Origin of the sequence: Staphylococcus cornubiensis (assembly GCF_900183575.1) — a bacterium.
In the GTDB taxonomy this organism is placed as follows: Bacteria; Bacillota; Bacilli; order Staphylococcales; family Staphylococcaceae; genus Staphylococcus; species Staphylococcus cornubiensis.
On record NZ_FXUZ01000003.1, the window covers coordinates 26,890 to 51,941 of the forward strand.

22 protein-coding genes are annotated in these 25,052 nt (G+C 36.3%); 13 read left to right on the top strand and 9 right to left on the bottom strand.

Annotated features, from left to right (window positions below; translation table 11 throughout):
• The first annotated feature begins 234 nt into the window (after positions 1-234).
• Positions 235-870 carry a YigZ family protein gene (locus CCE82_RS04710; protein WP_086428266.1) on the top strand — a complete coding sequence of 212 codons (636 nt, stop codon included), beginning with the start codon at positions 235-237 and terminating at the stop codon, positions 868-870.
• Positions 871-1,100: 230 nt separating this feature from the next.
• Here CCE82_RS04710 and CCE82_RS04715 read toward each other — a convergent pair whose 3' ends face one another.
• The gene (locus CCE82_RS04715; RefSeq protein WP_086428267.1) at positions 1,101-2,159 is read right to left on the bottom strand and encodes a glycosyltransferase family 4 protein; all 1,059 of its coding nucleotides are present in this window, start codon (positions 2,157-2,159) and stop codon (positions 1,101-1,103) included.
• Between the two features lie 727 nt (positions 2,160-2,886).
• On the opposite strand from CCE82_RS04715, the gene gdpS reads away from it, so the two are divergent.
• The 4 genes from gdpS to pepT all read left to right on the top strand — a co-directional run bounded on the left by gdpS (position 2,887) and on the right by pepT (position 6,985).
• Positions 2,887-3,957: a GGDEF domain-containing protein GdpS gene (gdpS, locus tag CCE82_RS04720; protein WP_086428268.1), complete on the top strand. Its 1,071-nt coding sequence runs from the start codon at positions 2,887-2,889 to the stop codon at positions 3,955-3,957.
• Positions 3,958-4,458: 501 nt separating this feature from the next.
• A complete protein-coding gene (locus tag CCE82_RS04725; RefSeq protein WP_086428269.1) occupies positions 4,459-5,220 on the top strand; it encodes a threonine/serine exporter family protein in 762 nt (253 codons plus the stop codon).
• 15 nt (positions 5,221-5,235) lie between these two features.
• Positions 5,236-5,739 carry a threonine/serine exporter family protein gene (locus CCE82_RS04730; protein WP_086428270.1) on the top strand — a complete coding sequence of 168 codons (504 nt, stop codon included), beginning with the start codon at positions 5,236-5,238 and terminating at the stop codon, positions 5,737-5,739.
• Positions 5,740-5,761: 22 nt separating this feature from the next.
• Positions 5,762-6,985, top strand: a complete 1,224-nt coding sequence (gene pepT, locus CCE82_RS04735) for a peptidase T (protein WP_086428271.1) — start codon at positions 5,762-5,764, stop codon at positions 6,983-6,985.
• Between the two features lie 121 nt (positions 6,986-7,106).
• Here pepT and CCE82_RS04740 read toward each other — a convergent pair whose 3' ends face one another.
• The 3 genes from CCE82_RS04740 to CCE82_RS04750 form a co-directional block, all read right to left on the bottom strand.
• Positions 7,107-8,222 carry a glycerate kinase gene (locus CCE82_RS04740; protein WP_086428272.1) on the bottom strand — a complete coding sequence of 372 codons (1,116 nt, stop codon included), beginning with the start codon at positions 8,220-8,222 and terminating at the stop codon, positions 7,107-7,109.
• Between the two features lie 371 nt (positions 8,223-8,593).
• Positions 8,594-8,914: a bacillithiol system redox-active protein YtxJ gene (gene ytxJ, locus CCE82_RS04745; protein ID WP_086428273.1), complete on the bottom strand. Its 321-nt coding sequence runs from the start codon at positions 8,912-8,914 to the stop codon at positions 8,594-8,596.
• A 162-nt stretch (positions 8,915-9,076) separates the two neighbouring features.
• Complete coding sequence (locus tag CCE82_RS04750; protein WP_086428274.1) at positions 9,077-9,970, bottom strand: EMYY motif lipoprotein; 894 nt, start codon at positions 9,968-9,970, stop codon at positions 9,077-9,079.
• 110 nt (positions 9,971-10,080) lie between these two features.
• Here CCE82_RS04750 and CCE82_RS04755 point away from each other — a divergent pair, with 110 nt between their 5' ends.
• The 3 genes from CCE82_RS04755 to CCE82_RS04765 all read left to right on the top strand — a co-directional run bounded on the left by CCE82_RS04755 (position 10,081) and on the right by CCE82_RS04765 (position 12,013).
• Positions 10,081-10,599 carry a GrpB family protein gene (locus CCE82_RS04755; protein ID WP_086428275.1) on the top strand — a complete coding sequence of 173 codons (519 nt, stop codon included), beginning with the start codon at positions 10,081-10,083 and terminating at the stop codon, positions 10,597-10,599.
• A gap of 146 nt (positions 10,600-10,745) precedes the next feature.
• The gene (gene murB, locus CCE82_RS04760; RefSeq protein WP_086428276.1) at positions 10,746-11,675 is read left to right on the top strand and encodes a UDP-N-acetylmuramate dehydrogenase; all 930 of its coding nucleotides are present in this window, start codon (positions 10,746-10,748) and stop codon (positions 11,673-11,675) included.
• Between the two features lie 23 nt (positions 11,676-11,698).
• A complete protein-coding gene (locus CCE82_RS04765) occupies positions 11,699-12,013 on the top strand; it encodes a CHY zinc finger protein (RefSeq protein WP_086428277.1) in 315 nt (104 codons plus the stop codon).
• Positions 12,014-12,204: 191 nt separating this feature from the next.
• Here CCE82_RS04765 and nrdF read toward each other — a convergent pair whose 3' ends face one another.
• The 3 genes from nrdF to nrdI all read right to left on the bottom strand — a co-directional run bounded on the left by nrdF (position 12,205) and on the right by nrdI (position 16,047).
• Complete coding sequence (gene nrdF / locus CCE82_RS04770; RefSeq protein ID WP_086428278.1) at positions 12,205-13,167, bottom strand: class 1b ribonucleoside-diphosphate reductase subunit beta; 963 nt, start codon at positions 13,165-13,167, stop codon at positions 12,205-12,207.
• A gap of 413 nt (positions 13,168-13,580) precedes the next feature.
• Complete coding sequence (nrdE, locus tag CCE82_RS04775; protein ID WP_086428279.1) at positions 13,581-15,686, bottom strand: class 1b ribonucleoside-diphosphate reductase subunit alpha; 2,106 nt, start codon at positions 15,684-15,686, stop codon at positions 13,581-13,583.
• Positions 15,649-16,047, bottom strand: coding sequence for a class Ib ribonucleoside-diphosphate reductase assembly flavoprotein NrdI (gene nrdI / locus CCE82_RS04780; RefSeq protein ID WP_086428280.1), 399 nt, complete (start codon positions 16,045-16,047; stop codon positions 15,649-15,651). The genes nrdE and nrdI overlap by 38 nt, the downstream gene beginning before the upstream one ends.
• A 624-nt stretch (positions 16,048-16,671) precedes the next feature.
• Between nrdI and CCE82_RS04785 the strand changes: the two genes are divergently transcribed.
• The 5 genes from CCE82_RS04785 to CCE82_RS04805 all read left to right on the top strand — a co-directional run bounded on the left by CCE82_RS04785 (position 16,672) and on the right by CCE82_RS04805 (position 23,043).
• Positions 16,672-17,553 carry a DMT family transporter gene (locus CCE82_RS04785; RefSeq protein WP_086428281.1) on the top strand — a complete coding sequence of 294 codons (882 nt, stop codon included), beginning with the start codon at positions 16,672-16,674 and terminating at the stop codon, positions 17,551-17,553.
• A 19-nt stretch (positions 17,554-17,572) separates the two neighbouring features.
• Positions 17,573-18,073, top strand: a complete 501-nt coding sequence (queF, locus tag CCE82_RS04790; RefSeq protein ID WP_086428282.1) for a preQ(1) synthase — start codon at positions 17,573-17,575, stop codon at positions 18,071-18,073.
• 535 nt (positions 18,074-18,608) lie between these two features.
• Positions 18,609-20,114, top strand: a complete 1,506-nt coding sequence (locus tag CCE82_RS04795; RefSeq protein ID WP_086428283.1) for a peptide MFS transporter — start codon at positions 18,609-18,611, stop codon at positions 20,112-20,114.
• 355 nt (positions 20,115-20,469) lie between these two features.
• On the top strand, positions 20,470-21,972 hold the full coding sequence (locus tag CCE82_RS04800; RefSeq protein ID WP_086428284.1) for a peptide MFS transporter: 1,503 nt from the start codon (positions 20,470-20,472) through the stop codon (positions 21,970-21,972).
• A gap of 138 nt (positions 21,973-22,110) precedes the next feature.
• Positions 22,111-23,043 carry a diacylglycerol/lipid kinase family protein gene (locus CCE82_RS04805; RefSeq protein WP_086428285.1) on the top strand — a complete coding sequence of 311 codons (933 nt, stop codon included), beginning with the start codon at positions 22,111-22,113 and terminating at the stop codon, positions 23,041-23,043.
• A gap of 106 nt (positions 23,044-23,149) precedes the next feature.
• Here the strand turns inward: CCE82_RS04805 and CCE82_RS04810 are convergent, their stop codons facing one another.
• Positions 23,150-23,686 (bottom strand): 5' nucleotidase, NT5C type, encoded by a 537-nt coding sequence (locus CCE82_RS04810; protein ID WP_086428286.1) that lies wholly within the window; start codon positions 23,684-23,686, stop codon positions 23,150-23,152.
• 102 nt (positions 23,687-23,788) lie between these two features.
• Positions 23,789-24,838, bottom strand: coding sequence for a histidinol-phosphate transaminase (hisC, locus tag CCE82_RS04815; protein ID WP_086428287.1), 1,050 nt, complete (start codon positions 24,836-24,838; stop codon positions 23,789-23,791).
• Positions 24,839-25,052 lie beyond the last annotated feature (214 nt).

A 25,052-nucleotide genomic window follows, 5' to 3' on the forward strand; every position in this document is an offset into this window, starting at 1 on the left:
CAATGAAAATCATCACACTTGGATATGAATGTTTCTTGATAGTCTATTATATAACAAATTTCGTCATTGAACGCTATCTTTTCGTGCTTTCTTTTATCGTGAAATTCTTTATATTCACATATGCTACTATGATACTACATTTTGCAAAATCATGTCGCATACTTTCTCATCTTTATGTTACATCTAAATATAGTATAATGAATTAAGCAATTATTACAATAAAGGGTGACCTGTATGACAGATTCAGTAATTACAATTAAAGAGGAACATATTATAGAAAACGTCATTAGTAAATCTCGTTTCATTGCTCATATCAAACCGGTTCACGATGAGGATGAGGCAAAAGCATTTATCGAAGCGAAGAAAAAAGAACATCGAGAGGCAACACACAATTGTTCAGCATATACAATTGGCGATACGATGTTAATTCAAAAGGCACATGATGATGGGGAGCCTAGTGGGACGGCGGGTGTTCCAATGTTAGAAATGTTAAAAAAGCTTGATGTCCATGATGTGGCAGTCGTTGTTACACGATATTTCGGTGGCATTAAGTTAGGCACAGGCGGTCTCATACGTGCATATGGCGGCGCTGTACGCGATGTGATTCAAGATGTTGGTCGTGTGGCATTACGCCCTGCCATTCCTGTACGCATTTCGATGTCTTATGATTTAACTGGAAAATTTGAATACGAACTTCAATCAACAACTTTTATGCTACGCGATACAACATATACAGACCAAGTAACGTATCGTATCGATGTGCTTGAAGAAGAATATGAATCATTCGTTCAATTTGCGAACCAACATACGCAAGGTAAATATACGTTAGAAGCGGATCCTGTCATGCGCTTACCTTTTGATATAGACTAGATCTTGTTTCTAAAAACGGCAATCTTGAGCGACACTTTCTCCCTATGACTGTTAGTGTTTTGTTCAAGATTGCGTTTCAATTAAACATATAATCATGTAACTCGCTACTACGTCTCAGCCACTGACAACCACCATTACACTTAAAATGTTGCTCCATTGATAAATGGGCTGGGAGATTGAGTCTTCCCAGCCCATTTCCTACTCATGATTCTTATAAACATTTGTACTGACTATTTCTTACTTCTTAATCGCTTCCGTTTCGCTATGAAATCAAGTAACGGGCGATAATCATCATCTATTAAACCGGTAAATTCAACAATCAATTCAATCGTAATGACAATGAGTATAACCATTAAAAAGACGCCCCATGGCTGAGACAGGTACAAAATAATGCTCACGACACTAAACATAAACGCGATGGAATAGATTAAAATAACGGTTTGTCGATGTGTATAACCGAGATCTAACAATTTATGATGTAAGTGAGATTTATCTGCTTGCATAATATGTTGTCCTTTTTTGACACGGCGAATCATCGCAAAGAGTGTATCAATAAATGGAACAGCTAAAATAACAATTGGGAAAAACAAAGAAATAAAAGTAATGTTTTTAAAGCCGAGTAGCGATACAAATCCGATAATAAAACCGATACACAATGCACCGCTGTCTCCCAAAAAGATTTTAGCCGGATGAAAATTAAAAGCAAGAAATCCAAAAAGTGAACCAATCAGAACACTACAAATCATAATAATAAAAATATTGCCTTGCAAAATCGCAATAAACGCAATGGTCACAAGCGCAATCACAGAGACGCCTGCTGCAAGTCCATCTAAGCCATCAATTAAGTTAATCGCATTAGTAATGGCTACAATCCAAAATATGGTAATTGGAATACTCAACCATCCAAAGTAAATTGTTGGGCCAATAGGAATGGAAATAAAATCAATGGTCACACCATATGAAACAACGACTAACGCTGCTGCAATTTGACCTATTAATTTAAGTATCGGTTTTAAATCGTATAAATCATCTATTAATCCAACAAAATACATAACAATCGCACCAAGTAATAGTGGCTTAATTTCTCGTTCAATCGGATGTCCAAGCCAAATTCCTATTAAGAAAGATAATAATATTGCCGTTCCCCCAAGCATTGAAATGGGTTTAGTATGTATTTTACGGAAGTTAGGCTTATCTACAATATCCAGCTTTTTAGAAACTGCTATTACAATTGGTGTAATTATTAAACTGACTATCATTGAGACGCCAATGAGTGTTAAAGTATACATCAGTTCACCTACATTACACGGAAATTTTCTTCATAAGTCGTTCAACAATGGCAAAGTTCATTTAAAATATAGAGATGGGACATAAAAGTTTTTTGTGCTATTGATGCAGTATTTTATTTAACTTGCCCTCTTCCTACGATTTGTGTTTTGGGAGCAGTATGTACTATTTCCCTTAGGAGTGTCAGCCTTCTGGGCAATCTTATATCGCATACAGGAAACTGAAAGCAAGTTTTTGAAATGAAAAAATCAATAGCATCTAATTTGCATGTCAAACTCATTCTCATTTTCCAACTGCTTTATAGTTGTCTATGTATAATAAAACCATAAGCACGCAAAAAGATGAGAAAACTTAATGTCTCAGCCCCACATAACAACAAATCACCTATTGATTAAACAACTTTAGCGCATTCATTAAATACAAGACAACACATAATAAGTGATTCTACACTAACTATTTTTTATTATATAAGCATTGTCAATATATTTATTTTACATTAAATTCGAGTCACATTAAACCCATCAATTAAATTGAATGATGTATGTATATTTCAATAAAATAAGCTCGTTGATAAGGTTCAAACACATGTCTATCTTATCACATCTTGGCACTCAAATTCCTTTAAAAACATTTCTCATCTCATAAATCTTTACTCGTTATAAAAATTGATGACAAATTGTAACATTTCACATACAATAACTAATGGTAAAGAAAAGGAGTCGCTTAATTATGATTGAAGCTATTATTTATAATATTTCAGTAACTATCGCTGGAATATATTTATTTCACCGTCTTCAATATGCCGAATCTCATGACTTTAGATTCTCAAAAAGTTACATTACAGTATTGATGACTATCGTTGGATTGTTACTTGCATTTCAACCTATTCCAATTGAAAGCTATACGATTCAACTTTCTTTCGTCCCTTTACTCTTTTTAGGCAGATATACGAATTCATTTTACACAGTATTCGCTGCAGTCATTATCGCTTTAGTCGGTTACTTTGTACTATCTACTACATTAACTTACGCCGTGTCATTGTTGGTCATTGCGGCCATTGTAAGTACAATTGGACCGTTTCTTAAGCAAAATCATGTCGTTGCGATTCAAATCTTAAATATATTAAGCATTATTATTTTAGCGATTATTGCAATGATTATGCCGTCATTTGATATCGTAGAAGTGCTCTATTTAATCCCTATTTCTATGATTGCAACATTAGTCACAGCTGTATTTTATGTGGACTTACTTAGATTTTTCTCGCTCATTGAACGTTACGAAAATGAGGATACTGTGGATTACTTAACTGGTTTAGGAAATGTAAAAGAATTTGATCGTCATTTAAATGAGATGGCACGTCTAGCAGAAAATGAGCAACAAAGTTTAGCGTTACTATTAATTGATATTGATGGTTTTAAAGACGTTAATGATGCTTATACACATCACGCTGGCGATGCCGTATTAAAGCAAATGTCTCACCTTTTACAAAATTATGTGCCTAAAAAAACACGCATTTTCCGTAACGGTGGCGAAGAGTTTTCTATCGTCTTACGTGATCATTCTTTAGACGAATGTGTGAAACTCGCTGAAAGTATTCGTAAAGCCGTAGAAAAATCAAATTTCCACTTACCTGAAAAAATTGTGATTAAACTTTCCGTGTCTATTGGTGTCGGTTATTTAACAAGCGAAAGCCATAAATCACAACGAAAATTATTTAAAGATGCTGATGATATGCTACATGTCGCTAAAAATGAAGGTCGTAACAAAGTCATGTTCAGCCCAATTATCAGCCCACAATAACAATTAAAAGTCACCTTTCTCAAATTTACAGAGAGGTGACTTTCCTTTTATGCTTTAATTCAATATTTTATTGGTTTTAGGGTCTAGGATAACGTTCCAATCACCCACGCCTTCACAAAAACAAATGCGTGAAATAGCCTGTAATATCAATGTATTGAAGCACCATGCTAAAGATTGCAAAAATCGGGCAAGACTTCTGAGGGATAAAACAAAAGCTAAAATACCGTTTCCGATGTTTAATAGTAACTCATGTTTATCACAATCTGGGTCTAACTTCTCAATGCGCCCGATTTTGAGAAGCCTAGTTAGCCTAGCGGGGAGCAGTAATACGAAATCTTAGTTTTGTGATAACTTCTAACTTATCTTTCACCTCTCACTTCATTCCCATTCATTTCTTAAATCATACTTTTGAAAGTTTCATAAAAACTAAGTATTAAGTATTGCAAGTGTTATTATTCCCATGTAGACTGACTATTGATTGAGATGAAAGGAGACAGAGCCATGGCAGAAGCACTCACGATTATTGATGAAAACAAAGTCATCGATGTCGTCTTACTTGCTGGTAAAGTTTTGTTAGAAAGTGGCGCAGAAACATATCGTGTAGAAGATACTATGGGCCGTATTGCAGCGAGCTTTGGTCTGGACGATACATATGCGTTTGTAACATCAACAGCGATTATCTTTTCACTTAATGACCGGACAAACACACGCCTGGTTCGGGTGCGTGAACGGACGACCGACTTAGAAAAGATTGCACTCGCCAACAATATTTCAAGAAAAATCTCTCGTAATGCATTAACGTTAGATGAAGCAAAAGCAGAACTCATTCATTTAGAACATGCTTCATTACAATATTCATCAATTATTAAGTTTTTAGCTGCATCTATCGCATGTGGTTTCTTTTTATTTATGTTCGGTGGTGTACGACACGATTTTATTTATGCTGTTATTGCAGGAGGCGCTGCATTTTTAACATTCGATATCATACAACGATTTATTCAAATTAAATTTTTCTCAGAATTTATTAGTGCGACAGTGGTGATTGCAGTGGCCGCCTTTTTCACTAAAATTGGATGGGCGACGAATCAAGATATTATTACCATCGCTGGTGTCATGCCACTTGTACCAGGGATTTTAATTACTAATGCCATTCGTGATTTAATGGCTGGCGAACTTTTAGCCGGTATGTCACGTGGTGTAGAAGCTGCCCTTACCGCATTTGCTATCGGGGCCGGTGTTGCGATTGTATTACTCATTTTTTAGAAAGGTGTGTGGACATTGACTTTTATTTTTCACTATGTTGCTCAGTTTTTAATCAGCTTTGTTTCAACAATGTTATTTTCAATCATTTTCAATGCACCGAAACGCCTTTTAGTCGCATCAGGCTTTGTCGGTGCAATGGGATGGTCAATTTATAAATTCACAGTGGATATGAACTATGGGATTGTCATGGCTGCTTTTTTAGGAAGCTTCATCCTTGCGATAATGAGTCATGCGATGAGCCGTCGTTATAAGCGACCAGTCATCATTTTTATTGTACCGGGTATCATTCCGTTAGTGCCTGGTGGTGCAGCCTATGAAGCCACTCGTCTACTCGTAACAAATGCTTATACGCCTGCCGTCAACCAATTTTTAGAGGTGACTTTAACATCTGGTGCCATTGCATTTGGTATTCTTTGTGCCGAAATCTTCTACTACATCTATACACGACTTAAACATGCCTATGGTAAACTTAAAGGAAAGCATTATCGTAAAGGATACCATATGAATAATCGTATCTAATAGATAAAGAAGGAGTGTTAATATGAAAGAACAAATTATCGAAAGACTCTCACGTTATGTCAAAATCAACACACAATCTGATCCTAATAGCGAGACAACCCCTTCAACTGAACGTCAATGGGATTTGCTTCATCTTTTGGAAGAAGAATTAAAAGCAATGGGTCTCGCTACTGATATAGATAACAACGGTTACCTTTTCGCAACATTAGAAGCGAATATTGAAACGGATGCGCCGACGCTTGGATTTTTAGCACACGTGGATACATCACCTGATTTCAATGCTGCAAATGTTAATCCTCAGATTATAGACTCATATGATGGCGGCATCATTACTTTAGGTACATCTGGTCGCGAAATAAATCCTGAAGTCTTCCCTGATATCGTTAAAGTAAAAGGTCATACACTCATGACAACAGATGGGACTTCATTACTCGGCGCTGATGATAAAGCAGGTGTCGTTGAAATTATGGAAGCACTCCAATATTTGATTGAACATCCAGAAATTAAACATGGCCGTATTCGTGTCGGCTTTACACCAGATGAAGAAATTGGTCGTGGCCCTCATAAATTCGACGTCGAACGCTTTGATGCGGATTTCGCGTATACTATGGACGGCAGTCAATTGGGCGAATTACAATTTGAAAGTTTTAACGCTGCTGAAGCTAAAATTACTTTTGAAGGTGTGAATGTTCATCCTGGTTCTGCCAAAGATAAAATGGTCAATGCATTGAATTTAGCTAACGCATTCCACCAAGCGTTACCAGCCAATGAAGTGCCAGAACACACTGAAGGTTACGAAGGTTTCTTCCACCTCATGGAAATGAACGGTAACGTAGAAAAAGCAACTGCACAGTATATTATTCGTGACCATGATAGCACTTCTTTTGAACATCGAAAGCAACAACTCATTGCAATTCAAAAAGATATCAATTCACGTTATTATTACGACCCTGTTCATCTTGTTATCAATGATCAATACCGTAATATGGCAGAAAAAATCACACCGCTTCAACATATTATCGACATTCCTAAAGCGGTTTATGCTGAACTGAACATTACACCGAATACTGCACCGATTCGTGGTGGTACAGATGGCTCACAACTTTCTTTTATGGGCTTACCGACACCTAACCTATTTACTGGTTGCGATAACTTCCATGGTCCTTATGAATACGCATCGATTGATGTGATGACACAAGCCGTACAAGTCATCGTAGGCATCGTACAAAAAGTAGTTGAAAAATAGTGGATGATAAAGAAGAGACTGGGGTTGCTTCCCAGTCTCTTCCTTTTTTTATGCTTATTGACCGAACGACCACATACGCATGCCATAACAATTTATATGTGATCCTTCTTCAGTCATATTTCTAATTAAATGGTGTACGCAACAATCGAACAGCTTGCACCGCATAACTTCTCAACTGTACACCCATTTTAAAATCAGTCAATGTTTTAGGCATATCAATAAATGTATTAAACATACCTGTGACGCCTAACGCTTCAAATCGTTCAAATTTATCAGCTGTACCGCACAATGCGATGGCTGGCTTGTCGTATTGTTGGCATAATTCAGCAATTCTTAGCGAAGATGTTTCTATCATTTCGTCTTGTTCATCAATCCCTTCACCAAATACAACCAAGTCGGCTTGTTTAACTAATTGATTCAATCCTGTAATTTGATCAACTAATTCATGACTCGTATGAATATCTGCATTAAACAGTGCATGCATCGTCGCCGCAATACCGCCACCAGCACCGCCTCTTTCAATTGTACCTAGCACTAGACGATGATTGTGTTTAAACAATTCGCTCCAATACCAAAGTAAATTATCAATAATCACTGCTTCTTCTCTGTCTATTTGAAGATTTTGATATGTTTTCATCACGGCACTCTGCTTACCGTACAATTTACTCTCAAAATCTGTCACAATTTGAATACGACAATGTTTCAAACCCTCGTGCAATTCTTGTATATCAATACGACGTACATGCTTGATTTGGCCGCCACCTTTCGTCATATCGACCTTTCGACCTTCATCATCATAAAATTGCGCACCTAAAGCTTGTAACATTCCCGCACCACCATCAAACGTATCAATGGCGCCGACCGAAATCACCATATGTTTTGTATTTTTATCTAAAGCATGACGCATCACTTCGCCTAAACCATAACTCGTTTGTTCAACAAGAGGTAACGTGCCTTTTAAAAATTGCCCTGCTTCAATAATCGTCATGCCATCATCTGTTTGACCATACGTTGCATCTACAGCGTTCATTGCTGCATCATGTACTGAAATTTGGTATTGTGTTCCAGATTTCCATAAAAAGACCGCGTTTAATAGTTCTCTTCTTCCATTAAAAAGTGGCACTTGTACAATATCCGCACCTTCAATTTGACTCGCCACACCTTCTTCTACATAGCGATTCGCATCATAACTCGAAATAATGTGATTAAATTCATCCATAGCTACTAATACTTTCATGTGGTCACCCTCTTATCTCTCAAATATTTATCATTAACATCTCAATTTAAATTCGACATTTTATTCATATGATATATCTTTATAAATCCCATTATTCTATATTATAGCCTTGACCTTCAAAAGTGTACAAACGAACCGAATGAAATGATTTTATACATATCGCCTAACTCCCTTCATTCTCTCAACGATACGCCCTATACACTTATGCTGCTCATCATAACAAAAAGCAACACATTCTGCGTCATCGCGTGTGTTGCTTTCATATATTTTCAAATTTTCCTTATCATTTCAAACGATGCTCTCACGTTATCTAGGTCTATCGATCATGACACACCATCACATCAATTCAACCATCATCAAACAACGCTAGTCTATTCCTCAGCTTTCGCAAGTGAAGAGACATTTACATTATTATGACTGTCGTGCCATTTTAATTCACCGTTCACAAAATAAAGCGCTTGGGGTGATTCATGTTGGACACCTGTCTTGTCTGCAATATAATCCGATAATTCACGCGCTTCTTGAACAATTAAATAATAACCATCCATATCACGCTCATATAAAAATTTATTGAATTGGTCGAAAGCGTTTTCCGAAATCGGACAAGTATTGCTATGCTTTAAAATAAAAATATATGGATTCTCTTCAATAATTTGTTCGAATTGGTCAATCGAAGTTAGCTTAATCGCCATTCTCTTCACCTCTAAGTAGATTTTCTGTTTGTCTTTATCTAAAATAAAAAAGTACTTTTCTCAATGTTTACCATTATACACACATAATATAGGCTTGTTAACCTTTAATTTTTAATCCGTTTCTATTGTGCCTTAACTATCTACCATAAACAGAATGGCCGATTAGTTTGAATTAAGCTGATCGCGCTGATTTTCATACGCTTCATTATAACTATCTAAATCTTTAGCTTTAGTAATTAATTTGCGCACACTCATTTCAGCTAACTTTTGATTATATTCGATCGTTTTGACACGTTCTTGATAATAGCGCTCAAGACTGTAATACATTTGGACTGCATTTTGACGTGCACGGTTCGTCGTATCATCTCTCAATTGCATTTCATTTAAATCTTTAATCTGCGCTTGTACTAACGGAATGATTTCATCTTGAATCGCCTTCATTTGATCTTTGCCGTCTTTTTCACGAATAGACGTTTCTGCTTTATCTTTAATTCGACTGTTATTTTCATCAAGTTGCGCCTCTAATTTTGCACTATCTTCTACCCCTTGAGTTGTTTGTTTTGCACTACTCATTTGCGACTCAACACGACTGCGATACTTTTCAAATTGCTGTGTAAATTCAAGAATATTTTCATTCGCTTGTATCGAATCTTGACAGAGTACGACAAACTGGTCTAGCTTTTCTATTACTTCTTCTTTACCCGCTATTCCCTCTAAATATGTAGACTTCAAAGCTTTCAAATTTTTATTTTCTTCGGGAAGTGCTTTGGCCGCTTCGTGATACTCTCGCATAGCTGGCTTTAACTTGTTATCAATTTGCGCTTTCATTTGGTCAAAAGCTTTCTTGTTCGCATCTGTTGTATCGGTTTGACTGAGATCATAAAGTTGATTCAAATTCATTTTTTCCAATATTTGATTCACAATGCGTTCTTTTTTTGTGACTGTCATCATTTGCTTATCGAATGCATGCATCTGCTTTTCAGATGATTCCATACATGCTGTGAGACTGCCGATTATCAGGAAACTTAAAATTATCATTTTTACCCATTTTTTCATCGCTGCACCTCTTATTCAATTCGTATTATACATAAACGTATTTAACTTGAAAATAATATATGATATAGTAATGCAGAATTACGCAAAAGGACACTAAAGGAGGTCCCTATATGTATCGTCATGTCCAACCTTTTATGACTGAAAATCAACAGTTATTTTTTGCAACACAATACGAAAAATACCGACAAATTTTGTTCGATCTCTTAGATTCACCTGTTAAGTTCACACAACATATCGGCGGTACTTTTCATTTTAATTACCCTACTGAACCTATTTTAGATATTTTAGTAGGTGTTGAAAATCTACATGATATTACAGCTTTAGATGAAAAAAGATTAAACTATGCCGGATTCTATCGTCTACATCACGCTTATGAAAAGAAAGTCGTTATGGCTAAATTTAATAATCTGAATGAATTGAAACAAGAAGTTCGTTTACATATTATTCAAATGCACACGCCTACTTTCCAAAAATACCAACAATATCATGAATTATTAACCCATCATCCAGCAGCCATTCAATTTTTCCAAGCCCAGAAAACCTCTCTCGAACAACAGTTAATGCCTATCCGAGATTATGAAAAATTAAAAACGCAATGGTTTAATCAACTCCAACAATACACGTCATAAAAAAGGTTCATACATGACGCGTTCTATTAAAACAGTTAAAATATAATTAAGTCTAAAATTGCCAAAACTGCTTTATAGAGAGCTTCAAATACGAAAAATCGATTTATAGTTGGCAAGAATGCTATTGATTACTATGTAAAGAAAGGATGTTATTTGTGAATCATTCTAGCATCTTACAGGATTTAGAAAAACTTATTCCTGCAAGTATTATTAAGGTGGATGAACCACTCAAACGCTATACTTATACTGAAACAGGTGGAAAAGCAGATTTTTATATCTCACCTGAACGTTATGAAGATGTACAAAAAGTCGTCAAATATGCTTACGAACATGATATACCCGTGACCTATTTAGGCAATGGTTCAAACATTATTATCAGAGACGGTGGCATTCGAGGGATTGTATTGAGCTTACTGTCTTTAAATCATATCGTCACTTCTGATGCGACAATTATTGCAGGTAGTGGTGCAGCGATTATCGATGTTTCTCGAAAAGCACGCGATGTCTCATTAACAGGGCTCGAGTTTGCGTGCGGTATCCCAGGTTCTATTGGCGGCGCTGTTTATATGAATGCTGGCGCTTATGGGGGCGAAGTGAAAGATGTAATCGATTATGCCCTTGTCATTAATGAGCGCGGCGATTTAATCAAATTAACACATAACGAACTTGAATTAGATTATCGTAACAGTATTATCCAAAAACAGCATTATGTCGTTTTAGAAGCTGCTTTCACATTAACGCCTGGTAAACAGGAGGCAATCCAAGAGAAAATGGATGATTTAACTGAACGACGCGAATCCAAACAACCCCTTGAATATCCATCATGCGGCAGTGTTTTCCGTCGTCCTCCTGGTCATTTTGCGGGCCAACTTATCCAAAATGCCGACTTACAGGGGCATCGTATCGGCGGCGTCGAAGTGTCTCGCAAACATGCCGGATTCATGGTTAATGTGGATCACGGAACAGCCACAGACTATGAAAACTTAATTCGTCATGTCCAAAATGTTGTCAAAGAAAAATTTGATATTGAATTAGAAAGAGAAGTTCGTATTATTGGGGAAGATTTAGAGAATTAATGAAAATGTGAGGAGCGAATGCCATGCAGAAAGTTTATGGTGCGACTGTCGACCAAGAAACACGTTGTACACACTACAATACGCCATTCGATGTTATCGCAATTAAGTTTAAATGCTGTAATAAATATTATCCTTGCTTCAAATGTCATAATGAATCTGAAAAGCATCGTCCGAAGCGTTGGCATTCGGACGAGTTTCATGAGCGTGCCATTTTATGTGGTGTTTGCGGTTATGAAATGCCGATTGAAACATATATGATGACCGAATCTTGTCCACATTGTGGTGCGCACTTTAACAATCGTTGTAAGTTTCATTATCATCATTATTTCGAAATTTAGTATATTTTGGGATTAGGGCTGGGAAACTCCATTGTGTCTCAGCCCTAATCTTTTTTCTTCATAATTTCCCCTTTCTCTTACTTAAAATCACTTCCATTTTTCTCAAAAAGCAAGTGTATCAAAAAAGAGCGAAACAACATGATGTCCTTTCGAACGTACTGTTGTTCCACTCTTCTTTTATACTTTAATCATTAAAAAATGAAATCTTCATCTTGCAATGATTCTACATTCAATGCAAGAACATAACCATCACCTTTAACCGAGAAGAAGTCATGGTTTTTCGTTGATGTGTCTAACGCATTTTCAATAATCGGGCTGAATTCACGTTCTTCAAAATAAGGTTCGAATCCTAAGTTTGAAAGTGCTTTGTTGGCATTGTAGCGCACATAGTTCATCACATCATCAGCTAAGCCAATCGGTTCATATAAGCTATGTGTATAAGATTCTTCATTTGCATATAAATCTTCTAATAGCTTATACATTTCTGTGTCAGCTTTTTGTTTTTCACTTTCTGATAATTCATTACGTAAACTTTGTGCATCTAAACCAGTGAACACACCGTGAATAGACTCATCTAATAAAATTTTACGAATGATTTCTCCTGATGTCGTCATACGGCCTTGTCCAGCCAAATATAACGGGTAGTAAAAGCCTGAATAAAATAGGAAAGTTTCTAAAAAGACACTCGAAACACGTGCCATATATTGATCATAAATAGAAGCTTCTTTCCCCCAAAGTTTATGGTAATTGCTAATGATTTTATCAGATTTGTACTTTAAATGCGGCTCTTCAATCACCCATTTATCTAATAATTCATTCGTTTCTTTGGAAGGTAACAACGTCGTAAAAATATGCGAATAACTCTTAGCATGGATTTGTTCCATCATCCCCATGAATGCGTACACGGCTTTTTTACGCAAATCTTTCGTGTGTAGCATGATTAAAGGCATACCATCATCTGCTTGGTGTGTGTCCAATCCAGTTAAACCTGCCAATGCTTTTTTAAATGCTTCTTGTTCTGCTTCTGTTAAAGTTTTCCAACTTGCGATATCTTTAGAGACTTTAAATTCCGTTTCTACCCACATTTGAGCGATGTTCTGACGCCAAAACATATTCGTTGTGTCTTCTTGTGTATTCCAATTTACAGCTATCATTGACCTTCTCTGCTCCTATCTTTTATATGATGTATGACAAATGGGACAAACTCGTGCCCCATTCCCTAAATTCTTTTAAAGTTACGAGCGGGACAGCCATCTCATAATGCACCGTCCCACTCTGGCAAGGATGACTGAACGATTCAAATAGAGGTCTCATTAAGTCATTGCCCGCCCCCACATACGGTTACTTCTATTTGGGCTAGAACATAATTGCGTTTTCTCAACCCCATTCCTCACAATAAGCGCAATCAAATTATGGAAATGTAAAATCAGTTAAGATTAATGGCAATCAAAAAATTTCATGTCCTAGCCCACTTCTCATAGCTTTTGTGCCTATGAATGCTATTAAAGTAACCAAGAATCTTAATTGGACATATAAATTTATGTCTCTTCGTTAATTGATATAAACATTAAATAGCACAGCTTGTACATTCTTCTACACTCAATAATTTATTACGTGTATAATACAATGATTTTAAGCCTTTATGATGTGCATATACGTATAAACGTGACAATTCACGTGTTGAAATTTCTGAATTCACATATAAAATCGTTGAAATTCCTTGATCAATATGTGTTTGAATCGTTGCAATTAAATCAATCAGTTTCATTTGATCGATATTGAAAGCCGATTTGTAATACCACATTGTTTGTGGTGATAAAAATGGCATTGGGTAAAATGTTTCTGAGTTACCGTAAGTACGACGTTCAATTTGGTCTACAATTGGCATCACTGAACTTGTCGCGTTTTGTACATATGAAATACTCTGTGTTGGCGCAATTGCTAAACGGTATGCGTGGTATAAACCATATTTTTCTACTTCTGCTTGTAATGCTTTCCAATCTTCACGTGTAGGAATTGGATGGTTTTCAAACAATGCCTTCACCTTTTCAGATTGTGGCAAGAAGTCTTCAGAAGTATAGCGTTCAAAATAACGACCATTTGCATAATCTGACTTATCAAAATCTGCAAATGCTTCACCACGTTCTTTAGCAATTTGCATTGAACGTTCGATTGAGTAATAGTTCATCATCATGAAGAACACATTCGCAAAATCTTTCGCTTCTTCTGATTCATAACTGATATGATTTTTAGCTAAATAACCATGCAAGTTCATGACACCAAGACCTACTGAGTGCAGTTCACTGTTCGCTTTTTTCACACCTGGCGCATTTTGAATATTCGCTTCATCACTTACGACTGTTAACGCGTCCATACCTGTATGTACAGAAGCTCTAAATTGATCTGACTCCATCACATTCACAATATTTAATGAACCTAGGTTACAAGAAATATCGCGTTTAATTTCGTCTTCCACACCGTAGTCGTTAATCACTGAAGTCTCTTGTAGTTGGAAAATTTCTGTACATAAGTTACTCATTTTAATTTGACCGATTTGAGCGTTAGGATGCACACGGTTCGCATTATCTTTAAACATTAAATAAGGATAGCCCGATTGCAATTGTGTTTGTGCAATCATATTTAACATTTCACGTGCATCTCTACTTTTCTTCATAATATTTGGATTTGCGACAAGTTCATCGTAGTAATCCTCAATATTAATGTCATCTAGTGTTACGCCATATTCTTTTTCCACAGTGTGGGGCGCAAACATGAAGAAATCTTTACCTTCTTTAGCGAGATCGAAAAACTTAGACGGCACGATTAAACCTGTTGAAATCGTTGCAAGACGTAAATCTTCGTCCGCGTTAATTTTTTTCGTATCTAAAAATTCTTCTACATCATAGTGGAAAATGTTAAGGTACACTGCGCCCGCACCTGGACGTTGACCTAACTGATCGGCATAACTAAAGCCACCTTCAAGCGCTTTTGCAATCGGTAACACACCTTTTGCCACGCCTTTAATGCCTTTAATCGCTTCACCTCTCGCACGTAATTTAGAAAGGTTGATAGCGACACCGCCACCAATTTTACTCAATTGCTTAGCTGTTGAATCAATAAAGTTAATAGAGTTTAAACTGTCATCTACTTCTAGTAAGAAACATGAAACTAACTCGCCTCTACGTGCACGGCCAGCGTTTAAAAATGTTGGCGTCGCTGGTTGGTAACGTTGCTCGACCATCGCTTGGATTAATTGTTTAGCAAGTTCAACGTTCCCTTTTGCAAGGTAGAGTGACACAATGAACACATGTTGATGATAGTCTTCAAGATATTGTGACTTATCATTCGTTTTTAATGCATAATCTTTGAAAAATTTACTTGCTGACATATAACTTGCAAAGCGAAATGGAATCGCTGTTGCAAATGCGATTAATTCAACAAGCTGTGCTTCACTGTATTCTTCAAACACATTGTAATAAAAGTTATTGTCAACCAAAAAGTGAAGGCGTTCAAGTTCGCTGTCGAAATGAACGGTTTTGTCTTGAATCTCTTCTAAATAAATCTCAAGTGCTTCTTGGTCTTTCTCAAGTTGAAAAAAGCCGTTTTCATTTCTTTTAGTCACTTGGTTGTTAAGTTCAATATGCTTGTACTGTTTTTGTTCCATAGTTTTCATAAAAATTGACCACCTTCTCTTTAAATTCCGTTGTATCTTGGGTATTACCGTGTAGTTCAAATTTCATAAGTAAAGGGACGTGGTACGTATTGGCAATCGTTGTACCTGCTTTCGCAAAGTTGCTTCCCCAATTACGATTTCCACTCGCTGCAACACCCTTTAAATTTTCATGGTTTATTTCTAAAAATTTTTGGACTGGTTGAGGTACCTCACCAAAACCAATAGTCCCTGTTACAATAACAAATGGCTCTGTAATTTCTTCTGAGGCATTCGTTTCATTAATCTCTAGTGTGTTATCAAGTTCTGTGCGTTTAACGAATCGTCTGACATTACCAGTAAAAGAATAAAATACCACTTTCATCCTGAATAACCACCTTTCTTCCGAGATAAATGACTCACGTATCATTCAGTATGACTTTCTCTCATTCGCAATATAAATGTTATTGAATAAAGTACGAACATATATTTGCTATAGTTCTATTTTTAAAATAAGTTAAAAAGTTGCTAATACGTCATTATTGCCGTACAATAATAACTTACATTTTTTCAACTACAATATGTAGATTATCAAAGAAATAGAATGTTCAAAATCGTGTAAACCTCCATTGATTTTGTCCATTCTTGTGATGTTACTCACCTATCAAACACAACATATTGTGTTTGATTTCGTTCGCTCATACTATATTATGTGTTTCATTATACAGAACTCTATTCTTAATTTAAAGAGATAAATTGGAACTTTTGTCACCCATTGTCATCAAAAGCGATGATATCAACCACTTTGAAGAATAAAAAAATTTTTTCAGATTGAAAGTTCATTTCTCACTTGACTTTCTTGGCTGAAAGGTTTATATATAACTAAAATTAAGAACATACGTTCTCTTTTATTGTATAACCTTTTAGTAAAATTGCAAGATATAATGCAAGTTGTATCATTTTGTGCTACTATGTATAAGTCAAATTTTTATCAATAAGAGGCGATATCATGAATACTAAAGTGAAAGGAATCATCGCTATTTTAATTTCTGCTATTGGTTTTAGTTTTATGGCAGTTTTTTTTCGTCTATCTGGCGACTTACCCATATTTCAAAAATCACTCGCTCGAAATTTCGTTGCCATGTTTATTCCGTTATTCTTTATTCTTAAATATAAACAGCCCTTCTTCGGTAAACTCAGCAGTCAACCTTTATTAGTCACACGGTCTGTCTTAGGTTTAATGGGCGTCCTGTTAAACATTTACGCGATTGATCACATGGTGTTAAGTGATGCTGACATTCTTATGAAATTGAATCCTTTTTGGACGATATTGTTAAGCCTCATCTTTTTAAAAGAATTTATTCAAAAATATCAAATCACCTCAATGGTCGTCGCAATTATTGGTATGCTTTTTGTCGTTAAACCTGAATTTTCATCTGATGTCATTCCGGCGATAGTTGGACTCTTATCAGGTGTTTTCGCAGCTTCAGCATATACCGCTGTACGTGCTTTAAGTACACGAGAAGCCCCATACACGATCGTATTTTATTTCTCATTATTTTCGGTGATTGTGCTGATACCGTTCGTCGCATTTACATTTGAACCGATGAGCATGATTCAAATCATTTACTTAATTTTGGCAGGTCTGTCCGCTGCAGTAGGCCAAATTGGTATTACCGTCGCATATAGTTACGCTCCGGCAAAAGATATTTCGATTTTTACTTATGCGTCAATCATTTTCACAGCGATTATCGGCTTTATCTTATTTAATGAATCACCTGATTTTTACGCTATTATCGGTTATATCATTATTTTAAGTGCAAGCTACTATATGTTCGAAAAAGCACGACGCTCGACACGTTCTAAGCATCGTCAACAACCATCAAAATAATATAAAGGAGGCCTTCCTCATGGCAGAAGGACGTTCAAAAGACGAATTACAAGATATTACACTTCTCGGCAATCAAAATAACACTTACAACTTTGATTACCGCCCAGATGTTTTAGAAACATTTGATAATAAACACCAAAATCGTGATTACTTTGTTAAATTTAACTGTCCTGAGTTCACATCTTTATGTCCAATTACGGGGCAACCTGATTTTGCTACCATTTACATTTCATATATTCCAAATGTCAAAATGGTCGAATCTAAATCTTTAAAACTTTATTTATTCAGTTTCCGTAACCACGGTGACTTTCATGAAGACTGTATGAATATTATTATGAACGACTTAATTGAGTTAATGGACCCACACTATATTGAGGTATGGGGCAAGTTCACACCACGAGGCGGCATTTCAATCGATCCATACACTAACTACGGTCGTCCAAATTCGAAATATGAAAAAATGGCAGAACATCGTCTGATGAATCATGACATGTATCCAGAAAAAATCGACAATCGATAAAAATTAAACTATTAAGAGCGCGGCGGACCAATCTCATGTTCTAGCCGTTCTCTTTTTATTTTTTACTTCATAAAATCATTACATCACTTCTTTTTGAAAACGCTAAATTTATATCGTCAACAATTTTTCTACTATTATATATACAAAATCTTATTAATATGACTATATACACCTTAGCCCCCTATTTATATCCAACTCCAAATTTTTTCTTTCAAATCTTTTCATAGCAAAAAATTTAAATTTAGCCTTGTGATATCCATTTTTTAATTTGCTTACAAATACAATCGGCCTAAATTTTCAATACATTTTACTGTCAACTAGAAAAATGCTATGCGCAAATCGATAAAGTCTAGTGAATATATCGGAATATACATCAAAAAAATTAGTTAACTATATATCAAGACTAAAACTATATATATTAACTTAACCATAAAAATATATTATAAAATGTTCTTTGCATTAAAAAATTCTTGTCTCCCATACCATTAAGTTATAAAATAAGTCTAACTTGATTTGAATGGGGGGAAAGTAGTCAATGAGTTCACATTATACAAAAGAAGAGATCCTTAACAGTACACCTCGTTCAGGATTCTTCGGTCATCCAAAAGGGTTAAGCACGCTTGTATTTACAGAATTTTGGGAACGGTTTAGCTACTACGGAATGAAAGGGATTTTGGCTTTCTATATTTATTATTCAGTAGCTAAAGGTGGATTCGGTCTAGATCAAGGTGTCGCACTTCAAATCGTTTCTATATACGGCGCTTTAGTTTATATGAGTGGGGTCATCGGGGGTTGGATTGCTGACCGTATTACAGGAACACGTCACGCACTGTTTTATGGTGCTGTTTTAATTATGGTCGGTCACATTTTAATGTCACTACCGAACAGTCTCGTTTTATTACTTATCGCCTTACTCTTTTTAATTATGGGGACAGGTCTATTAAAGCCGAATATCTCTTCAACAGTAGGCTTATTATACGATAAGAATGACGCACGTATGGATTCGGCGTTCACTATCTTTTATATGAGTATCAATTTAGGGGCTTTATTATCACCACTTATCATCGGATGGGTGCAAGTCAATATCGGTTTCCATGTCGGCTTTGCAATTGCGGCTGTAGGGATGTTTTTCGGTTTATTGGCATATTTACTCACAAATAAAAAGTCACTCGGTCTTGCGGGTGTAGAAGTACCTAATCCATTAACGAAGGAAGAACGTTCAAAACTTATCAAAATTGTCGGTAGCATTGTCGTTGTGCTTCTCGTGATTGGCGTTGTACTTCAACAAACAGGTCATTTAACAATTGGCACGTTCTCGAACATCATTACATTTTTAGGTGTACTCCTACCGATTCTCTTATTTACGAAAATTATTTTAAGTAAGAAAACAGCAGATTTTGAACGTAAACGTGTTTTTGCGTATATTCCGTTGTTCATTGCGTCTGTTGCCTTTTGGATGATTCAAGAGCAAGGATCAACGGTGTTAGCACAGTTCTCAGATACGAAAACAGAGCTTGAGTTAGCTAAAGTTACAGGTGGATTAATTGATTTTCATATCCCACCTGCATGGTTCCAATCTTTAAATCCATTTTTCATTATTATTTTGGCGCCAATTTTCTCAACATTATGGGTAAGACTTGGTCGTTATAATCCACCAACTGTTGTTAAATTTGCGCTCGGTGTTATTTTAGCTGGTCTTTCGTATTTAATTATGATTATTCCAGATACCAACAGTTTGATTAATCCATTCTGGTTAGTTGCGAGTTTCTTGCTTGTTACATTCGGTGAACTCTGTTTATCGCCTATCGGTTTATCGACAACAACAAAACTTGCACCTGAAGCTTTTGCTGGACAAATGATGAGTATATGGTTTTTATCTAATGCCATGGCACAAGGTTTAAACACAAAAATGGTTAATCTTTATGTCCACATGAGCACAGACCAGTATTTCCTTTATTCAGGGTTATTCGCAGTGGCCATCGGTATCATTTTAATTTTCGTTTCACCATTTATTAAAAACTTAATGCAAGGTGTGAAATAAGTTAAACACTTTTTCATAGATATCAGAGGTTGGGACAAGGTCGTTCTCAACCTCTGATATTATTTTCAAAAAACTTTCTTATTACACTACATCGCCCATTTCGTTTTTTCAATATCAAAATAAGCATATTCGATAAAAGATGAATGCTCCTATTTTCTTTTATTTATCTAATATATTCCATATGTTAGCCCAAAACTATACCGCTACGCATAGTGTATAACTTAACCATATATAACTTTATATTTTGTCTGAATTTTTAAAATTTTATTATTTTTAAAAAACTAATTGCTATTTATTTTCATCAGGCGTAAACTTTCTATTATATGTTTTGTTCAGATAGGAAGGATTGATTGAAATGTCAGAATTATCACACGAAAAAGCTGTACAAGAGATTCCTCAAAAAGGATTCTTCGGCCATCCTCGTGGTTTAGGCGTATTATATACCGTAGAATTCTGGGAGAGATTTAGTTATTACGGTATGCGTGCCCTATTGATTTACTACATTTACTACAACGTAAGTCAGGGTGGTTTAGGGCTCGAAAAAACATTCGCTCAATCGTTGATAGCTGTGTATGGCTCGTTAATCTTCATGACATCTATTTTAGGGGGCTGGGTAGCTGACCGAATACTCGGAACAAGACGCTCGATGTTTTATGGCGCTGTTTTAATTATTATCGGTCATGTTTGTTTGAGCTTACCATTTGGTTTAACAGGATTACTGTCATCGATGTTCTTTATTATCATCGGTTCAGGTCTAATGAAACCGAACATTTCAAATATTGTAGGTCGTCTCTATCCTAAAGATGATAGCCGTGTTGATTCAGGTTTCGTTATTTTCTATATGGCGGTGAATATGGGGGCTTTTATTTCTCCGCTCGTTTTAGACCATTTTAGAGGCGTTGGAAACTTCCACGGTGGCTTTTTAATTGCTGCCATTGGTATGGGAATTTCACTCCTATTCTACCTTTTATTCCATAAGCGTAATTTAGGTCGAATCGGGGTTGACGCACCGAATCCTTTAAGCCCAGCAGAAAAGAAAAAGTATGGCGTGATTTTTGGTGTGATTATCGCTGCTATCGTATTAGTAGTGCTCATCTCATACATGACGGGTACACTTTCTTTTAATTTAGTGAGTTTAATCGTATTAGTTTTAGGTTTTGCATTACCTTTTGTTTATTTTACGATTATGATTGTGAGTAAAGATACAACAGATATTGAGCGTTCACGTGTTATCGCATTTATTCCTTTATTTGTTGTCGGTGTTATTTTCTGGTCGATTCAAGAACAAGGTGCTAACGTACTTGCTGTCTATGCGGATGAAAAAGCAGACCTTGCCTTTAACTTATTCGGTTGGGAAAGTGTATTCCCTGTGACATGGTTCCAATCGATTAACCCATTTTTCATTGTTGTCTTTGCACCAGTGATTTCTTGGTTATGGAGAAGATTAGGTCGCTTTGAACCAAGCTTACCGATTAAGTTTGCTTTAGGTTTATTTTTAGCAGGTGGCTCATTCATACTGATGATGTTTGTCATTTATGCATACAATGGCAATAATATTTGGTTTGTGTGGATTATCTTGTCATATATCATTTGTGTGATTGGTGAGCTTTGTATTTCACCTACAGGAAACAGTTCAGCTGTTAAACTTGCACCAGAAAACTTCAACTCTCAAATGATGAGTTTATGGTTGTTAACAAACGCAACAGCACAAGCGATTAATGCACAACTTGTGAAACTTCAGCCTATTATTGGAGACCAAAACTATTTCGGTCTTATCGGTGGTATTGCGGTCGTTGTCGCTATATTGGCAGTGATCGGTTCACCATTTATTTTAAGAGCAATGAAAGGCATCCGTTAATATTAAAAGGGTGAGTATACGATTGGGTTATTCCTCGTACGCTCACCCTATTTTTTCGCTCGTTTGAAATTACTATGATTAACATGACGACAATTGCGGTATACAGGTAAGTGTATGCGAATTGAAAGGAGCATTCTTATGGCACCACAATACGAGCACGGCGTTCTTTTTTATCACCAACATTCAGGACTCAACAAAATACACGAAGGCTTGGGCGAAGTAACAGTAGCGCTCACCCAACTCTGCAAAAGATTTACCATTCAATTAAGTGAAAATGAAGGTGACATTGAAAAATACTGTCAACATATTCAAGCACAAGGCAATTCTGAACATATCGATGTCCTGTTCATTTTAGGTGGCGATGGAACGGTCAATGAATTAATTAATGGTGTCTTAAAATATGACTTAAACCTCCCAGTCGGTATTATTCCAGGCGGTACGTTTAACGACTTTGCCAAAACACTCAACTTATCTACTAAAGCAGGCCCAGCAAGTCATGACCTCTTGCTCTCATCACCGCAAAAATATGATGTGATGAAAGTTGAAGATCGTTATGTATTAAACTTTGCAGGTATTGGTTTGATGGTCCAAAATGCTGAAAATGTCCAAGGTAAATCTAAAGACTTGTTTGGCAAATTAAGTTATATTACTTCAACACTTAAAACACTTTCGAATCCAAAACCATTTAACTATACATTAGATATTGACGGACAAACGTATACGGGTGAGACATCCATGTTGTTAATTGCAAACGGTCGGTTCATTGGTGGCGGCAAAATCCCACTTATGGAAATGTCTCCTAGTGATGGCGAACTGAATACATTTATCTTTAATAACTATAGTATGAGCATTCTTAAAGATATCTTTAGTTTACGAGATAGTATGACGTGGAGTGAAATTAGTGACAATATCCAACACATTCCGAGCCGCCATATTCACGTGCATACTGAGCCAACAATGCGTGTCGATATCGATGGTGAAATTGCTTTAGAAACACCGGTTGATATTGAAATCATTCCACAAGCGATTGAATTACTGACGGTTGAACCGGGACAAGCCAATGATAACTAGAGTTTAAAACAATAAAAAAGAGGCGTTCAGGAAAGTAACTGCCCGAGCGCCTCTTTTTATGATGTTCAGAAACAATGTAAAATCTGTTCCCGCAATTTTTTAAATACTATGCTTCTTTACCGAAAAAGTAAGCTTCTACTTCTTTCCAATTATTCACACGTTCAAAATCGGTATTCCCTTCATTATGCGGTGCTGAAAACATCAACGGCTTCCCAGTATGTCCCCCTAATTGACGCGGATTGTCATCAATTAAATAGTCTGTTGCGACAATATCTTTACGCCCACAGAACACAAATTGTTGTGAATCCAAAAATGGGAAATGTTTCAGTAACCATTCATATTTATCGTGGAAAGATGTCGGTACATCCATCGCAGCTGTGACAATGTAGATATCATAGTGCTTGGATAACTTTTCAACGACCTCTTGTGCATCTTTCATCACATCTAAACGACCGAAAAAGCCATCTGATGCCAAAATATCACGGATTTCTTTCGTATGTTCTGGCATGATTTCATAAATTCTTTTTCCAGCGATTTGATCGATTGTCACACCTAATTGTGTACGGCGATTCAACTCATCTAAAATCGCGCCCATCGTATCTGCCAGTACTTCATCCATATCTATCCCTATTGAAGTTCTCATGTTATCGCTCCTTGTATACATTCATCTCACCGCTTTATCATAACATACTTTTTCTCGATGCTTGATGATTCCCGCACACGATAAGGATGCTATTTTTTAGGATTAAAATGATTTCAATACATTGCGAATAACTTCATTTTGTTCTGGGAAACCTAATGAAATGCGGACACCAGTTGGGAAAAGACGCGCAATAATGCCGTTACGTAACAATGTTTCATCCAATTCTTTCGCACGGTCTGTCTCTACAAAGACAAAGTTCGTTTGAGACGGATAAATTTTTAAAGATGTTTCAAGATTTACGAACTTTTCTCTTTCAACACGGTTCGTTTCTACGACTTGTTGTAAATACGCTTGGTCTTCTAACGCTTTCAATGCCGCTTGTTCAGATAAACGTGTCGTATTAAATGGCGGACGAATCACATTTAATTGTGCAGCTAATTCTGGCGTAGAAATGAGATAGCCGATACGTAATCCTGCTAAACCATAGGCCTTGGAGAACGTACGCATTAACGCGACATTATCATATTGCTTCATTAATTCTAACGTTTTTGGGTAATCTTCAGCAGTCACATATTCCGCATAAGCCTCATCCATAAATACTGGAATGTGTGAAGGAATCTTTTCTAAAAACGCCACGATGTCATCATGTGTATGGTATGTACCAGTTGGATTGTTCGGGTTACAAATCCATACCGCTGCTGTTTTATCATTCACTGCTGCTGCAATACCGTCTAAATCAAACGCCCCATCAATGAGTGGCACTTGAATCGTCTCCGCATCTTCTACGACTGCATTGTGAAGATATTGGCCAAATGTACCCGCACTCGTCACAATATTGTCTCCTGCGCGCACTAAAGTTCTAGAAATAATAATAATCATTTCATCAAGGCCCGCGCCAAAAAGAACTTGTGCTTTATCAACACCATAATGCGCGGCAATCGCTTCTTGTAACAACGGCGCATTCGGTTCAGGATATAAAAAGAGGTCATCCACATGATCTTTAATCGCTTGTTTCGCTTTAGGAGATGGACCAAATAAATTTTCATTAGAAGCATGTTTGTGAAGTTCACCCTCAACCCCATACTTTTCTTTTAACTTCTCCGGTGACAATCCAGGTTGATATGCACTTAATTTAGAAATTTGAGACTTCATTTCTAAACCTCCCATAAATCAGAATTTTTAAAATATACATACTAGTATAGCGATTTTCACCTTAAATTGCTAGACTCACAACCAATCAAAATAGATGAAATCTAAAACACGACTCAACTAAAAAATTTTACAATTCAGAAGTAAAAATGATTGCTCACACGTGTATCATAACGAAAACACGTCAATACCATTAATATAGCAAAGCTGGACCATC